Source organism: Amaricoccus macauensis, from assembly GCF_049800915.1.
Taxonomy (GTDB): Bacteria; Pseudomonadota; Alphaproteobacteria; order Rhodobacterales; family Rhodobacteraceae; genus Amaricoccus; species Amaricoccus macauensis_A.
Window position 1 is genome coordinate 17,590 of the sequence record NZ_JBNAFY010000009.1, and the last position, 15,461, is coordinate 33,050.

The following is a 15,461-nucleotide window of genomic DNA, read 5'->3' on the forward strand; positions in this document are numbered from 1 at the left end:
ACGCGCGAAGACCTCAGAGAGCAAATGACAAAATTGCACTACGACGGGCGTGCAGCACGTTTCCCATTAATCGCTCAACTCAGGGCAATTGATACACAGATCGAGAACCTCGGCACGAGATACAAGGCGCTACAGCGCTCCTCGATAGATCCTCAGCTCTAGACGCTAGACTGCAGAAAGCCAATGAACGGAGTCGTCCTCGATTTTAATTTTTGGATTCTTCCGATTTGAAAGCGCCACTTGAATCATCCGACTGTTCAACTTCTCCTCCGAGCGTCTGATCCATGGCGCACGCGGGAATGTCACAGTTGACCTTGCCGACAACCTTGGCCGGAACTCCGGCAACGGTTGTCATCGGCTCTACGGGCTGTAGCACGACAGAACCCGCTGCAATCCTGCTACACCGCCCGACAACAATGTTGCCGAGAACAGCGGCTCCAGCGCCGATCATCACGCCGTCATGTATTTTCGGATGCCGATCACCATCATCTTTCCCCGTCCCCCCCAGCGTTACCGAATGAAGCATGGACACATTGTCGCCAACCACTGCAGTTTCGCCGATGACGATGGAATGGGCATGATCGAACATCACTCCGCATCCAAGGGAAGCTCCAGGATGGATATCAACCCCAAATGCTTCTGAACCCCGCATTTGGAAGAATCGTGCCATATCATGGCGCCCCTGCTTCCAGAGCCAGTTAGCAATACGGTAGCACTGAAGTGCTTGAAATCCCTTGAAGAAGAGCAACGGGTGTAAGTAGGCATGGCAGGCTGGATCGCGATCAAAAACAGCTGCAATATCAGAGCGAGCAGCACTTGCGATCCGGCTGTCGTCTGAAATTGCTTCATCCGCAATATCCCGGACAATCATCGGACTCATTTCCGCAGAAGCAAGTTTTTGAGCAAGTCTGTAGCTGAGAGCGGTCTCGAAGCTGTCCTGATGCAAGATACCGGTCAGAACCAGATTATCGAGTAATGGTTCCTTACGTACTATGGCTTCCGCTTCATCTCGAATACGAGACCAGACGGGATCGACACTGGCGACTTGCGACTGTGCTTGTTTCACTCGAATCTCCCAAGCTTCCTAGACAGAAGTATCTCCTATCGCGCACCACTATCAAGCCAAGACAAAGTGGTCGTATCTGCTGAACGATTTTATGGCGAAACTACAATCGGTTGGATAACGGCCTGCTTGTTACTCGCGGACTGGCCATTAACCATACGTTCGTTGCGCTTTCAGGGCCGATTCTAAGCTTTCAGCCATCTCTGTGCAATCGTTCGCACGTTTGTATACGTATCTATCAGCTTCGATAGCCTCTCCACACTGAACTCCCTCCTGATTTCGACAAAGGCAGTTGGCATTGCCTCATCCACGACTATGATCGTTGGCAGCCTCTCCACCCCTGCGCCCCGGCATAGGCGCTGCGGCGCATCTCCGGCCTTAACCTCTGCAGTCTTCACGACGCAGCAGATAGGTGGGTGGCTGTTGGAGCCGTGCGGCATCCTGAGGTTCATAGCCCGGAAAGCAGTGCCAGTTCTCCATGCCTCGATGGTCGATAGTGGCAGATATGACGAGTTCAGGAACTATCGCAACATCATCGAGGTAGTGAACCCCAAACGGCAGACTAGCCATCCGCCAGTCCGACATCCCCGGCGTCGAGTATTGGCAAGTCGATATGAAAGCTCGTTCCGGCACCTATTTCCGTCCAGAAGGAGATCCGGCCGCTAAATGTTTCGACAAGGGATTTCGCCATCCTCAGCCCCATGCCAATCCGACCTTCAGAGACAAGATTCTCGGATTCAATTTCTGAGAAACTTTCGATTATGCGCTCTCTGATATTGTCCGGAATGCCCGGCCCCTTATCGATGATACTAACCCTAACCCATTCTCCTTCATGCTCACGTACGCGCACAGTTACCTGCTCTCCTGCTGGTGAATACTTCGCAGCGTTAGAGAGTAGATGCACCATTGCCTGCTCGAACCTCCCAGGATCGACGAACACAGTTATATCTCTTTGTGGCAGATCCAACTGGAACGCTATCTGAAAACGCTCGGCAAGGGGCCCATACCGGTTTACGATATCAGCAACGGCGGCCTTGATATTTAGACATTTTGCATGGTGCGCGAGTAGGCCGGATTCTATGCGACGCAGGTCGAGGATATCGTTTACCAATTTCGCGAGGCGGCTGCTTCCTGATAGCGCCAATTCCATTAGCCGCCTGGATTTTTCATCAAACGACGAGGAAGCATGCTCGTCAAGAAGGTTAAGCGCGGCGTTAATCGCAGTCAGCGGAGTACGCAGTTCGTGGTTCACGGCAGAAATGAAGCCATCTTTCATTTCTTCAGCGCGCTTGCGCTCAGTGATGTCACGTACTGTTCCGACGAGAGTTTGGCTATCTCCCGACCCCAGAGAACTGAAAGAGAATTCGATTGGAAAGATCTCGCCATTGCGGCGTCTTGCCTGCATCTCTCGCATCTTTTCTAAGGGCTCACCCTCGCCGGTGTCTCTGAAACGCTTCAGATACTGGTCGTATTGTGATTTGTATGGCTCGGGCATTAGAATGGCCACGCTCCTCCCAACGACCTCTGCTCGCCGGTAGTCGAACATTTCCTCGGCCATACCACTGAATTCCAGAATGTGCCCATTCAGGTCGATGACAATCAACGCATCATGAATGCTTTCGACGATCGCACGTGCGCGCATTTCACTCTTCGTAAGGCGTTCGATCAAGGTTTCAAAGGCTCGGGCAACATCGCCGATTTCATCCTTGAGGCCGGACGGCAAACCTTCAAGTGGTGTATTCCAGCGGTATTCCCTCAGGGTATCTGCAATCTGGGCAAGGGGCCGAGTGATCCAGAACGCAAAGCCGCCAGCGATAACTCCGCTAACGAAAGTAGCAAGCCCACCGAGCAGCAACGAGTTTCGAGCGGCGCTTTCCGGGATCTCGCGCATTTTCGCGACGGGTTCGCTGACCACGACTTGAAACTTCGGCATACGTGGATCCCCCTGCCCTCCTCCATCGGATGCGAAGAATTGTCCTCCGGAACGGACCAAGAAGTTCTCCTCTGCCCCCTCATTCGAGTGGAACATCAGGTTTGCGGGAAGATCGTCATATGACGGCGGATCTTGGAACGCACCCGACTCAATGTCATCATCAGAGAGGCGCGAAGCTAGCAGGTTGCCGACGCCGTCAAGCACAAAAGTCGAGTTACTCAACTGCGCGCCGTCGAGAGATTGAACGGCGAACTTGCGAGCGTCTGCGCTGATGGCGACGTAGCCCGTAGGGCGTCCGGCTTGAGCGGGAAGACTTAGGATCAGGGTTTGCATCGCGACCATATCCGGTGGGCTACGCTTGCGCTCCTCTGGGAACCTGACTTCCGGGAAGTGCCAATTACCGGGCTCCAATTCGGTTGCGATTTCGTGCAGCTCCGTATTTTCACGATTGATGAGGTCGTTCTTTGGGGTAACGGTTACTCCGGCGTCCACCCGGGTAACTCGAACAATTTCGCGTCCATGCGAACCAGGCCCGACAAGTACGATTTCTTTGTATGTTGGCCGGGCCTGCATGATGATGCGGAAAATGCGAGTAAGCACCCGCTTTTCTTCATCAGTGAACTCCCCTCCGAGGCCAGGAGATTGGCTGGGTGGGATTTGCAGCCGTCGCCTTAGCGCTGCGGCTTGTGAAATCATTCTTGCGTCATAGACGAAGAAGGATGCCGAATGCTGGAGGCGCTCCTGTATAAGGGCCGCTTGCCGGGTAAGGATCTGCACCGACTGATCTTCGGCTTGGGTGACGTCCGCCCGATAGTCGATGGCGCCTAGTATTAGGGTTGCGGTCCATGCTATCGCACAGGAAAGGAGAACGATCTTTTGTTGAATTTTGAACATAATGATGGATCACGTTCATCCGTTTTATGAAATACTTTCGGCGGACGAAATATGATGCCCGCTTTGCCCTCTATATTATCAAAGTGTTGATTTTGAATTTAGCTTTGGTCAGTCAGAAAAAGTTCTTGGAACAATGATTGAGAATTTGATCCTCAAAGCGCGGATCTAAAGAATAACATATTATTTTCAGATACTTGCGGGGGACACTCAGGTCGCGCCTTGTGATCTTCCCCGCAGGGAAGATCACCGATGGAATTTCATACCAGATCACCCTGCCCGCGCTAGAGTTCGTCCAGCATACGCTTGACGGCACGCTCCAGTTTTCTCCGATCAACTGTTGAGAAGTCTAGTTCGAGCCGAACTTCCAATCGACCCGACGCAGCGACGCACCTCGCTCGGCCCTCGGGTCTGTCGAACTGAAAACTTGTCTTTGCCCGCCCGCCGCTCTTTCGGGCCTTTGCAACTGGATCTGGCCGTTCCATAATCACCTGCTCTTCCGGCTTTTCCCGCGCCGCACTACGGAGAACTGCCAGTTCGGCTTGGGCGGATTGAGGAGAAAGCTCGGCGAGTTCGTTGGCAATTCGACTTGCCAATGTCGGGTCCTTGTCGATCACACCCACCAGCCCCAGACCAAGCGCTCGTGGAATCTCCCTGGCATGTCGTAGGCTTTGGCCCAGGCTCTCCATCAGGCGAATAAACGAGCGGATATAACTGCGTTTCTGATATCCGGCAGAGCGATAAAGAATTGCAACGGCCTTGTCGGGGTCGTTTTCGTCCGTTGATGGATCGGCAGCATAGTCCAGAGCAAGTTGAGCCATCTCCGCGAATGAGATATCTTTCCGTACTAGGTTCTCGTCAACCATGCGCCGGTAGAGTGAATCGAGCGTATCCCCAGTCTCCATCTCGACAGCCGGAATTTTCCCGAAGGCCTCGGCATTCCCGGTTTCTTCGCGGAGTGCCTTGTAAGCGGCGAGACGGCGGAAACCCTGAATAAGTTCCCAACGACCTTCACCAGCCTTTTCAACACGTATTGGATTCGAAAGACCGATTGCACGAATTGACTCGATTAGTTCGACAAGTTCTTCATCTTGTCCTTTAGCCCTGTCGCGAGCGAGTTTCCGACAATCGATGGCATCGATCGGGATTTCCTCCATGACCAAGCCGAGTCGCTTCAAACGTACATGCTCATGCGCCAATGCATCGTTCTCGGCTCGAATTCGTGCCTCGAGATTTTGTCTTTCTCGGAGTGACTCTGCCGTCTCATGAATCGCAGATGCCATCGGCCCGCGTCGTGTCGCCGCTTCATCAACATTCCCTGCGGGGAAGGTTTCCGGCTCCTGATCCGGCATTTCGATATCAAAAACTCGCCGTCTCTTACTCATCGCCTCACCTTCAGATCTTTTCCCATGCTTCGACAGCATGGCTCTTGAACTCGTCATAGGCTCTATCGAAGCTTGCACGAGCGCGCCGCCAGGTTTCCCGGGTCATTTCGCGGTAGTCGATCTCATAGACAGAACTTAGGAACCTGCCCGATTGTTCAACGGCTCGCGTCATCTCTACCGGGTGTTCCGCCACATGTTCACCAAAAACCTTCTTGAAAGCTTCGAACATAGCACGATGCAGCTCGTTACCAGGTTCGAATCTCGTCATCAGGAAACGGATGTCCACGAAAGCTTTGGGCAACGAAATCTTCCCTGCGGGAAAGGTTGCATCAAATCCGTGAGACAGGTCCTCCAAGGCCTCAGCAAGCTGACCGATAAAGCTCGTGGTGCTGTCATACTCCCAGTAACCTGGGCCCGAAGGAATATAGAGCATATCCGCAGCAAAGACCGCGTTCATCGATTGATAGCCAATCGCCGGCGGACAATCAAAAATGATGAGGTCATAGTCGTCATCACTCAGGTTATCCAAGTAGCGCGAAACTGCGGCGAAGAACGACCATTCAGGATTGAGATGCCGGTATTGCGCCGAAGCGAACTCGACAAACGCGGCGTTAGCGCAAGAAGGTATGATGTCGATGGTGCTCCAAGCGGTCGGTTTGATGAAATCACTTACCCTCAGATCGCCCAAACCCATGTCGCGGATCGACGCAGGAATCTTACGGCGGGGCAGGGTCGTTCCTGAAGCAGCGCCCGACGCAACCTCATTCATCCGATCTGTCTCCCGAATAAGATCACGCGCCATGATCCCCCAGACGGTATAGTCCTCAGCAACATCGGTGAGCCCCATTGAATGGGAAAGCGTCGCCTGAGGGTCGAAATCGACTACCAAAATTCGATAACCATCAAGCGCCGCTGCATGAGCCAGATGAAGAGCGACCGTGGACTTCCCGGCGCCACCCTTGAAATTCGCGACAGCCGCGCGCAGCGCACGCTTTCCGAAGGGGCGAGGGGGCATCAAGGACTTTCTGTTGACCTTCATCCTCCGCCTGAGTTCGTTGATCTCCTCCAGCGAGAACCATCTCTGACGCCCATCAGGCTCAACTTCCCCGCCGGGAAGATTCGGCTCGGCCGAAAGTCGACCTCGAAAAGTTGACTGGTTGATACGGAAGATAAGCTCGGAAACCTCCCAACTCGAGAACCGCCGCAACTTCTTGGTGCTTTCCGGACTAAATGTTTGCTGACGGATCCAGCTCTGCATCTTGAGAGATTGCGACTGGAGCCGGGCCAGATCTTCATGAGTAAACATGCTCTGCCTCTGAACTGAACGTAAACACTGCCTCAAAACCGAATTACGCTTGTTTTGAAAAAATTGCAAAAGGGATTACAATGATGAACGTCGGATTTTACCTCTGAATGCAACCGTGACAGCGAATCGTACGGTTAGTCGAATGGTCACGCGAAGTTGGGGAGGCCGGCAATATTTGGGGGACATGCAGAGCATTGACCCCACAGATCGGGGGACATTTGATCGCTCAGAGGGGACATGTAGAATGTCCCTCTATACCAATGATACCAATCTTACGATTTGTATTTTCCGCAATGCGATCACCAACCAGACATCCCACTTGACAGAATCGCATTGCCGGACGCTAATGCCCATCAAATGACAAAGAGCGTTGGAAACGGTCCATGCGGCACTTCACAATAAGCTCTGTCAGAGACAAAGAGGCAAACCGGAACAGTCAGATCCGGAGACAGGAGCAACCAATGCAACTCGCTAGACCCATTGGGCGCGAGGCGGCATCGAGAAAATATGACATTCTTTCCGCCATGATGGCCTACGCCTTCACTCAAAATCCTATGGGACAAAAGCAAGTCTTGCGGCTCATGGCATTGATCACAACACGCTACAATTGGCAGAGAGATGAACTTGCAATAGGGCAGAATGAAATCGCTCGTCTCTGGGGAGTCGATCCCAGGACCGTCAAACGTGAAATGGCCAGGTTGCGTTCCCGAAGCTGGCTGCGACTGAAAAAGCAGGGAACGCGGGGCAGGGTGAGCATCTATGGCCTAGATCTTACCCGGATCCTTGAGGACACACGCGCTGCGTGGCCCAACATCGGACCAGACTTCGTCGAGAGACTGACAATTGGCGACGATCAGGCGGCGCCCAGCAATGTAGTTCCGATCAGACCAGTCCCTGCACCTCGATCGAATGGAACGCTCTGGGCGCAAGTTCAAGGCAATTTGCACGCGAATGATCCAGCTTCATACGCCGCGTGGTTCGAACCACTGAAGGAAGTGTCGGTCGAGGCCAGCTGTCTCACACTTGCAGCGCCAACGCGTTTCCATGCGAGCTATGTCGAGGGGCAATTGAAGACGCGCCTGATGGCCGCGGTCATCAGCGTCGATCCTGCCATCCGCACGCTCCGCATCATATACTAGCGCTAGGGGATGATCTGAAATGGCCGCTCTGGAATGGGATGATCCGCTGCTTCTGGAAGCACAGCTTGCAGAAGAAGAGCGCATGATCCGCGACGCAGCTCGTCGCTATGCGCAGGAACAGCTGCAGCCACGTGTTCGAGACGCTTATCGTGAGGAGCAAACCGATCCAGCTATCTTTCGGGAACTGGGGCAAGCAGGGCTTCTCGGCGTCACACTCCCCGAAGCCTACGGAGGGGCCGGGGCCTGCTATGTAAGCTACGGTCTCGTCGCCCGAGAGATCGAACGCGTGGACTCTGGGTATCGCAGCATGATGAGCGTCCAGTCGAGCCTCGTGATCTATCCAATTCTGGCATACGGTAGTGAAGCCCAGAAACAGAAATATCTCCCACAGCTGGCGAGTGGGGAGAAAATCGGCTGTTTCGGCCTCACCGAACCTGATGCAGGCTCCGATCCGAATAGCATTAAGACACGCGCGCGCAGAGTGCCAGGCGGCTTCCGTCTGAGCGGAACAAAGACGTGGATATCTAACAGCCCCGTGGCAGATGTATTCGTGGTCTGGGCAAAGTCGGATTCTCATGAGGGTAAGATTCGGGGGTTTGTCCTCGAGAAGGGCATGAAAGGACTGAGCGCGCCCAAGATTGATGGGAAGCTGTCCCTTCGTGCTTCTACAACCGGTGAGATCGTCATGAATGATGTTGAGGTTCCCGAGGAGGCACTATTGCCGGGTGCATCGGGCCTTTCGGGGCCGTTTGGATGCCTGAACCGTGCAAGATACGGAATTGCTTGGGGTACGATGGGGGCTGCGGAAGCCTGCTGGCATGCCGCACGAAACTACGGCCTTGACCGCAAGCAGTTTGGCCGTCCGCTTGCGCAGACTCAACTATACCAGAAAAAGCTGGCCGACATGATGACGGAGATAGCACTCGGATTGCAGGGAGCCTTGAGGCTCGGCCGTTTGTTCGACGAAGGGAACGTCGCTCCTGAGATGATATCCTTGATGAAGCGGAACAACTGCGGCAAGGCCCTGGAGGTCGCGAGAATGGCGCGCGACATGCATGGAGGAAACGGAATTTCAGATGCCTTTCCCGTCATGCGCCACATGATCAATCTTGAAACGGTCAATACTTATGAAGGCACACATGATATCCATGCGTTGATCCTTGGGCGTGCACAGACTGGTTTGCAGGCATTCGCCTAGCTGTAGGCGCCCGTGAGGGCAGCGAGAAGAGCAACAAAGACGACTATGGCAACAGCATGTTCTTTACTGAGAGCGGGTGGGATCGACTTCCCTGCAAGACTGCTCTGAAAATATCTCGACATGCGGCGCCTCCGAGCCCGAAAAACAGCGTTATCGTAGTAAATTCACGCCCCTGTTGCACGATTCGAAAAAGGGACGCGCGGAACTGTGCTCAATCGATGAAACCCGTGGCGAAATTGAACTCCTGAAGCTCGTCAGGCAACAACACGTAGATATCCTCCGGCGGGGTCTGCATGGCCTTTTCCATCACCATGAGGTTGATCCCCATGCCATTGAGATAGGCCATCACTTCCGCCTGACCGCGCTGAATATCCTGCACTGCAAGAAAGGCGGGCAGAACCGTGCTTTGACCGAAATAGTGTTGGTGAACACCAACCATGGCCGACGTGCTGATCCTTCGCTCGATTCCGCCGGCCAAAATGTAAGGACAGGCCGAGAAACAGGCAGCACCGGGAGAAAGATGTGTTTTCAAGCCAGAGCTGCGCAGATGCCGCCCGATATCCAACGCGTCGGCAACCGAACCGCCCGGTGAATGAAGCGACACAGTCTCCGGGGCGTCTGTCGAACTGAGGTAATCAATCAACCGTGCCGCATCCCCCGGAGCAATCGTGCCAGTCACCAGCAGGCCCGGAGCGTCCCCGATCTGCCGCGACTCCCAGGTCAATCTCGAGGGTGGGCGGCCGCCGGGAAATCCCGGTCCTGCCGGCATGTCCTCGGGGCTTAGGCGCGGATCATACCTTCTCGTCTGGTCACCGGGGTTGATGGGGGCCGTGAGCGGCGGTGCATCTGGCCCGAATCTGAGAATCTCCGGCAGGACATCGAGTAAATCCCCGCCCGCGAGCAGAACCGCCAGCATGACCTGTGTGCCAAGAAGCCACCGAATGGCCCGGGCGGGCCCAGTTGTGGTTCGTGTGGAACTCACGGGGCAGGGGCCTCTCGTGGTCTGTGCGGTTCTAGCTGCGAAACAGCAAGGTCACCTGGTTCCGGCTGGCCACCCCTTCTCTGCTCTTCAGTTTCTTGTGCCTCGATCTCTCGCAGGGCCGAAACAGCCGCACGCATCTCCGCCAAGGTCATTCGATCCTCCAACGGGGCAGGGTCCCGCCCGGAACGGATTGCTGCCTGCACGACCATCAGGATGAAGACGAGCACAGCTGGAAGCAGGTCGATGGCAATTGCGCCGGCCCAGGAAGGCACGAAATTGGCCGCGTAGCGGATAACGGCATCAGCCGTTGAAATGGGTGTGTAGGTTGTCTCCAGAGGGGCCGGCATTGCCATGACTGCTTCTGCAGCGCGACTTAGCGTTTCGGCTCTCTGGCCAAGAAGCAAGAGAACCGACTCGATCGTGGTTTCCTGGCTCACTCGTATGTCCGCAGTCTCGCCGTCGAGTTCGGGCAATACAACCGATGCCGCCAGATCCTGCGCGGCTCGATCCACGAGAGGCGCGACAGAAAGTTGACGTAGCTGGGCGATGAGCCCCGCAAGACGGACCGACTCTTCTGAGAACTGCACTGAACGATTTTCCACCGGACCTGTAGAAACGGTCAGTGCCCGCATTCTGCTGAGGATTTCATTCCCTTCCGCAAAGGCTGCATCGACTAATGGCCCCTGAGACTCGATCTGCGATTCCAAGGCGTCCAGTTCGTCGGATTTCTGCGTCAGCACTCTGAAAACCGCACCTCGGCCAGCGACACCAGAAAGGGCACCGACGGCCTCTTGATTCGAAAGGTCCTGAAAACTCTGACGAACTCGGGCGACATCTCGATTGAGTGACTGTCCGGAAACGGCAATGGTATGCGATTGCTCGAGTGCGGTCTGATAATCCTGAACAGTCTTTGCAAGATGTTGTTCGACTGCGGCGGCTCCGGCGAGGGCCGCAGCATTGAGCCATGAGGACATGGCGACGATTGCGAGCGAGCCGAGGGCCATCGAAAAAAGCAGACCCGCTCGCGATGCCGCACTGCGCATCGCCGGCAGGAGCCGCAGGAGGTAGGACCAGAACACGAAGATTCCGACTGAAACCGCCATCGAATAAGCGACGGCGGCAAAAAAGCTAAGTGCTCCGTTATCGTCCAGCAGCGAGGATACACCGAGATAGGTGTAGATCCCCGATGCCACGGCCAGCACCCCAAGCGCTGCCGACGTGAAACTCTCAAGTACACCCAAATGCCCCTCGAGTTCGCGTGCATGTAGTACGCCATGCGTATGTTCGTCGTTGTAGTTCCTGCTCATTGCACCCATCACCCGCTCGGTGGGACAAACCTAGCGTGTTGGCAGACAATCACAAATGCCGGGTGCGTGAGCGAGTGTGGCCAAAAAAGACCGCGATCAGGCAGCGGGATCCACGAGCGCCCTTTGGCGAAGGGAAAGAAAATCGCCTGCCATGTCTTCGGCAAGCTCTTCCACTGCATCAGTAGAATTTTCTCGCTGGGCATAGACACGCAGACCGAAGATTGCCGATTGCAACCGACGCGCCAACCGCTTTGGATCAACGTCAGCCGCAATCTCGCCGTTCCTGCGCGAAGTCTCGAAAGCGTCTTCGAACATCGCTTCAATCCGCGCCAGGTACGCATTGGCGTCTTCGGCCACTGCAGTCTGCGCGTCCGTTGCCTCAAGCAACGTCTTGACCAGCATACAGGCGCGCGAAGGCGGTTCGTTCTCGGGTCGTCTGCCAATTTCGGTTAGAAAGCAAACGACACCATCCAGAGTCGTAGGGGATGAAGATACAACCGCTCGAAACTGGACGCCAACCTCGGTTGCGTACAGTTTCAAGACCTCCCGAAACAATGCTTCCTTGCTGCGGAAGGCCGCGTATATGCTGCCAGGGCGCATATCAAGTGCATGCTCAAGATCCTTGAGCGATGTAGCGTGATATCCCTTCCGCCAGAAAAGGTTCAGTGCCTTTTCGAGCGCTTCCTCGCGACTATGAACTGGTTGCCTTGCCATGCCTCCAATGTAGGCCGATTGTCAGGGCTTTACCATCGCCACCAGTGGAAATCCTTTCCATCCATTTCAATAATGAGTGATCGCTCATGAAATGGGTTGAGTGAGCGCTCAAGAATTATAGGTGTGGTCCAGCGGCACCCGGACTGATGGGCAGCCCTGAATGGTAGATAAGATGGAGGTCAACGATGGCTGATTTTAAATTGCACGATACCGAAAGCGCACCCGAAGCCAGCGAGGCACAGCTCAAGGATTCTGTTGATTCTTTCGGTTTTGTTCCAAGCCTACACGCTGTTATGGCGGAATCCCCGGAGCTTCTCGCCGGATACAAGGCACTTCATGCAGGTTTCCTGGCGACGTCGTTCGATGCCGACGAAAAGACGGTTGTTTGGCAGTCGATCAACGTCGAGCACGAATGTCACTATTGCGTTCCGGCGCATACCGGGATCGCAAAATCCATGGGTGTTTCGGATGACGTGATTGATGCTCTGCGCAACAAGACCCCGCTACCGAACGAGAAACTCGAGGCGCTTCGCGACTTCACGTTGAAGATCGTTCGGGACCGTGGGGTCGTGTCTGACGCAGATCTGGATGCTTTTCTTGCCGCAGGTTTCACCAAGCAGAACGTCTTGGAAATCATCCTCGGCGTGGCTCAAAAGGTAATGAGCAACTACACCAACCACATTGCTGACACGCCGGTCGACAAGCCGTTTCAGAAGTTCATCTGGGAACCGAAGGAAGCAGCCTGAGTAAGGCAGTTTTTTCTGAGTCCGGTTTTACTCGAAATCGGTAGGCAGATCCGGTTTGCGGAAGTGCTCGAAAAGCCTCGTGATTTGGCGGGGCAGGGCACGACCCAACGAAAGGTCGGCGGGGATTTTATCCTCGCCGAACCATCCGATCCCTGATGTCTCAAGGCTGGTTGCTGCTTCTCCGCCAATTTTCTCACAGATGAATGCAAGTTTCGTACAGCAGAAAGCCGAAGGCGGGTGACCCTGTCGGGTGCGGTCCCAGACTGCGGCGATCTTGGTCGGGCGGACGTGATAACCGCTTTCTTCGCGGACCTCTTTCACGACATTTTCGGCGGGTGTGATGTTCACGTCGGCCCAGCCGCCGGGCAGGGTCCAGCGGTTCTCATCGAGAACCTCCCGGACCAAGAGGATGCGCCCGGCCTCGTCGAAGACGGCGGCGCGCACCTCGACCTTCGGGGTGGCATAGCCCCTTTCCTTCGCGAAAAGCGCGTCGATCAGATCTGCAGGCGTGCCGGAATGATGGGCCATAATCTCTGACGCGAGTGCGCGGATCTGATCGTAACGCTCTCTATCGTATGGATCTTTCGTGAAGTGAAGCCCGCTTTGGGCAATGCCCTGAAGCTGCCGGGCCCAGAGGAGCCAGTCGGGTTCATTCATCGCGCACCGCCTTACTCAAACCGCTTGTGAGACCTCGCTAACAGGGCGGGCATGGGCCGATCAAGGATCGATTCGCAGCCGCGGAAAGCGCGGGTGCAGGCGTTGCGCGAAATCGACGCGCGCCGCATCGGTTGCCAAAACCGGGGCAATATCCGCGTATGGAAAACGTATGGATTCGATATGGTTTCCATACATACGTTTGGCAGGCTTTTGTTAACTCTACACGGATGGCATGTCTTTCGAGGTGCCTGAATAGGGTGTGGTTGAGCGGCTCGATCACGCGAGCATCAAGAACTGGCGCAGCCGTGCTTTTCCACATTGCCGACCGATGAAAGGCGCTCCAAAGATCTTCGATGACAGCCCGAAGCATTTCAGAACCCGCACGCCAGACTCCCGTGATTCACGAGACGGACGTGCTCGTCGTCGGTTCCGGGCCCGGCGGTCTGGCCGCCGCGCTGGCGGCTGCTCGTGCAGGCGTGGATGTGACTTTGATGGAGCGTTTCGGCTGCTTTGGCGGAAATATCACGGTTGTCGGCGTCGAGGGATTTGCCTGGTATCGGCATGAAGCGACCGTCGAGGCCGGGGGCATCGGGCGGGAGTTCGAAGACCGGGCCAAAGCCATGGGAGCTGCGGTCCCGGAAAGTCAGTCGCTGAGCTACGAACTGGACAGCGAAGGCTTCAAGCTGGTGGCAGATGCTCTGGTGCTAGAGGCCGGCATTCATCCGATGTTGCACCGTCACTTTGTCGCTCCGATCATGGAGGGCAACACGATCAAGGGCGTGATCGCGGAGTCCAAGGCCGGTCGCGAGGCGATCCTTGCCAAACGGGTGATCGATGCGACGGGTGATGCGGACGTGGCCCACAGGTCAGGTGCGCCGACCTTCAAGACGCCAACCGAAGAGATGCAGGCGGCCAGCGTCATGTTCCATCTGGCCGATGTCGACAAGAAGCGCTTCCTGGAAGGGGTCAGGAGCGATCCGCAGACCTACGGGGACTGGTCTTCCGGTGAATGGGTCGTCGAGACCGACGGCAAGGAGGACGACATGTTCTCGCCCTTCCTTGGCAAACCATTCGAGCGTGCCATCAGGGATGGCGTCATTCCCGCGCATCTCAATACCATTGGCGGCACATGGGGTGCGGTTCATGACAGCGGCGAGATGACCTACATGAACCTGATCCACCTAGCGGGGTGCGATGGTACCGATCCGGACAGCATGACCCGTTTCGAGATCGAAGGCCGCCGTCAGGCGATGCATGCGATCGACGCCTTGCGCCAGTATACGCCCGGTTGCGAGAAAGTTCGCCTGCGCAACTTTGGTATGTCGATCGGCATCCGGGACACACGGAAACTGGATGCGGTCTACAACATGACGGAAGCCGACGTCCGACATCAGGGCCGTTTCGACGATACGATTGGTATCTATCCGGAGTTCATCGACGGCTATGGTGTTCTCATTCTCCCGACAACGGGCCGCTACATGCATGTGCCGTATCGGTCGATGCAGCCCAAGGGGGTCAGGAACCTGATCATCGCGGGCCGCGCGATTGGCGGCGACCGGATTGCCCATGCCGCGACCCGCAACATGGCGTGCTGCGCGGTTGTCGGCCAAGGCGCGGGGGTTGCCGCGGCGCTGTCACTGAGGAACGGGAGCGGGTTTGACGATATCGACATATCGTCAGTCCAAAAGACACTGGAGGCTCAGGGCGTTCGGATCAGGTAGGTTCCGCGACTCTTCTTGGGGCGCGTAGAGATGGGGGTATTTTCGCGTTGTCCGAAAGGGCTGGGGTGATCACGGCGCTGGCGAGTTGCACCTTGATACCCGACGACCGTTTCGCGGCTTGTTGCAAGCGACGAGTTCGGATGCAGAGGCGTAGCTCCGCTGATGGCACCGCGATTGCCCATCCATCCGCGAAAATTCCGCCCGAAAGGAATGGCGCCACCGGGCAGAAAGCGCCATCGGTTCTGGGAAACACTGGCACGGGACAAGCCGAAGGCGCCGTGCCTGCGACGGCCCGACCGGACGGGTCGGCGCATCGTCGATGCAAGGGCATACCGCAGGTCTAGGCTGTGTCGTCACCATAAACTGCGTTGAACTGGCAGTGGTGCGCCAACCCCCGGTCCGCCGCCGGCCCGGCAGCG

General features: G+C 55.8%; 12 protein-coding genes. 4 read left to right on the forward strand and 8 right to left on the reverse strand.

Annotation, left to right across the window (positions count from 1 at the left end):
• Window positions 1–205: 205 nt before the first annotated feature.
• The 4 genes from cysE to ACP15W_RS18910 form a co-directional block, all read right to left on the reverse strand.
• Entirely contained in the window at window positions 206–1,066 is an 861-nt protein-coding gene (gene cysE / locus ACP15W_RS18895) for a serine O-acetyltransferase (protein WP_424934502.1), read from the reverse strand.
• A 559-nt stretch (window positions 1,067–1,625) separates the two neighbouring features.
• A complete protein-coding gene (locus ACP15W_RS18900) occupies window positions 1,626–3,890 on the reverse strand; it encodes a HAMP domain-containing sensor histidine kinase (protein WP_424934503.1) in 2,265 nt (754 codons plus the stop codon).
• Window positions 3,891–4,171: 281 nt separating this feature from the next.
• The gene (locus ACP15W_RS18905) at window positions 4,172–5,272 is read right to left on the reverse strand and encodes a ParB/RepB/Spo0J family partition protein (RefSeq protein ID WP_424934628.1); all 1,101 of its coding nucleotides are present in this window, start codon (window positions 5,270–5,272) and stop codon (window positions 4,172–4,174) included.
• A gap of 10 nt (window positions 5,273–5,282) precedes the next feature.
• Window positions 5,283–6,578: an AAA family ATPase gene (locus tag ACP15W_RS18910; protein WP_424934504.1), complete on the reverse strand. Its 1,296-nt coding sequence runs from the start codon at window positions 6,576–6,578 to the stop codon at window positions 5,283–5,285.
• A 461-nt stretch (window positions 6,579–7,039) separates the two neighbouring features.
• On the opposite strand from ACP15W_RS18910, the gene ACP15W_RS18915 reads away from it, so the two are divergent.
• Together ACP15W_RS18915 and ACP15W_RS18920 are read left to right on the forward strand one after the other, a co-directional pair.
• Window positions 7,040–7,717: a DnaA N-terminal domain-containing protein gene (locus ACP15W_RS18915; protein ID WP_424934505.1), complete on the forward strand. Its 678-nt coding sequence runs from the start codon at window positions 7,040–7,042 to the stop codon at window positions 7,715–7,717.
• A gap of 19 nt (window positions 7,718–7,736) precedes the next feature.
• A complete protein-coding gene (locus tag ACP15W_RS18920; RefSeq protein WP_424934506.1) occupies window positions 7,737–8,915 on the forward strand; it encodes an acyl-CoA dehydrogenase in 1,179 nt (392 codons plus the stop codon).
• Window positions 8,916–9,126: 211 nt separating this feature from the next.
• On the opposite strand, the gene ACP15W_RS18925 is transcribed toward ACP15W_RS18920, so the two are convergent.
• The 3 genes from ACP15W_RS18925 to ACP15W_RS18935 form a co-directional block, all read right to left on the reverse strand.
• A complete protein-coding gene (locus ACP15W_RS18925) occupies window positions 9,127–9,897 on the reverse strand; it encodes a hypothetical protein (protein ID WP_424934507.1) in 771 nt (256 codons plus the stop codon).
• Window positions 9,894–11,204, reverse strand: a complete 1,311-nt coding sequence (locus ACP15W_RS18930; protein ID WP_424934508.1) for a hypothetical protein — start codon at window positions 11,202–11,204, stop codon at window positions 9,894–9,896. Before ACP15W_RS18930 ends, ACP15W_RS18925 begins: the two co-directional genes overlap by 4 nt.
• A gap of 96 nt (window positions 11,205–11,300) precedes the next feature.
• A complete protein-coding gene (locus ACP15W_RS18935) occupies window positions 11,301–11,918 on the reverse strand; it encodes a TetR/AcrR family transcriptional regulator (RefSeq protein WP_424934509.1) in 618 nt (205 codons plus the stop codon).
• Window positions 11,919–12,103: 185 nt separating this feature from the next.
• Here ACP15W_RS18935 and ACP15W_RS18940 point away from each other — a divergent pair, with 185 nt between their 5' ends.
• Window positions 12,104–12,664 (forward strand): carboxymuconolactone decarboxylase family protein, encoded by a 561-nt coding sequence (locus tag ACP15W_RS18940; RefSeq protein WP_424934510.1) that lies wholly within the window; start codon window positions 12,104–12,106, stop codon window positions 12,662–12,664.
• Between the two features lie 27 nt (window positions 12,665–12,691).
• On the opposite strand, the gene ACP15W_RS18945 is transcribed toward ACP15W_RS18940, so the two are convergent.
• A complete protein-coding gene (locus tag ACP15W_RS18945) occupies window positions 12,692–13,321 on the reverse strand; it encodes an NUDIX hydrolase (protein ID WP_424934511.1) in 630 nt (209 codons plus the stop codon).
• 353 nt (window positions 13,322–13,674) lie between these two features.
• On the opposite strand from ACP15W_RS18945, the gene ACP15W_RS18950 reads away from it, so the two are divergent.
• The gene (locus tag ACP15W_RS18950; RefSeq protein WP_424934512.1) at window positions 13,675–15,042 is read left to right on the forward strand and encodes an FAD-dependent oxidoreductase; all 1,368 of its coding nucleotides are present in this window, start codon (window positions 13,675–13,677) and stop codon (window positions 15,040–15,042) included.
• The last annotated feature ends 419 nt before the right edge of the window (window positions 15,043–15,461 follow it).

Bases quoted from the DNA above. Each gene is read 5' to 3' on its own strand.
- ACP15W_RS18900 (WP_424934503.1), bottom strand. From the start codon at position 3,890: ATGTTCAAAATTCAACAAAAGATCGTTCTCCTTTCCTGTGCGATAGCA.
- ACP15W_RS18905 (WP_424934628.1), bottom strand. From the start codon at position 5,272: ATGAGTAAGAGACGGCGAGTTTTTGATATCGAAATGCCGGATCAGGAG.
- ACP15W_RS18910 (WP_424934504.1), bottom strand. From the start codon at position 6,578: ATGTTTACTCATGAAGATCTGGCCCGGCTCCAGTCGCAATCTCTCAAG.
- ACP15W_RS18915 (WP_424934505.1), top strand. From the start codon at position 7,040: ATGCAACTCGCTAGACCCATTGGGCGCGAGGCGGCATCGAGAAAATAT.
- ACP15W_RS18920 (WP_424934506.1), top strand. From the start codon at position 7,737: ATGGCCGCTCTGGAATGGGATGATCCGCTGCTTCTGGAAGCACAGCTT.
- ACP15W_RS18930 (WP_424934508.1), bottom strand. From the start codon at position 11,204: ATGAGCAGGAACTACAACGACGAACATACGCATGGCGTACTACATGCA.
- ACP15W_RS18935 (WP_424934509.1), bottom strand. From the start codon at position 11,918: ATGGCAAGGCAACCAGTTCATAGTCGCGAGGAAGCGCTCGAAAAGGCA.
- ACP15W_RS18940 (WP_424934510.1), top strand. From the start codon at position 12,104: ATGGCTGATTTTAAATTGCACGATACCGAAAGCGCACCCGAAGCCAGC.
- ACP15W_RS18945 (WP_424934511.1), bottom strand. From the start codon at position 13,321: ATGAATGAACCCGACTGGCTCCTCTGGGCCCGGCAGCTTCAGGGCATT.
- ACP15W_RS18950 (WP_424934512.1), top strand. From the start codon at position 13,675: ATGACAGCCCGAAGCATTTCAGAACCCGCACGCCAGACTCCCGTGATT.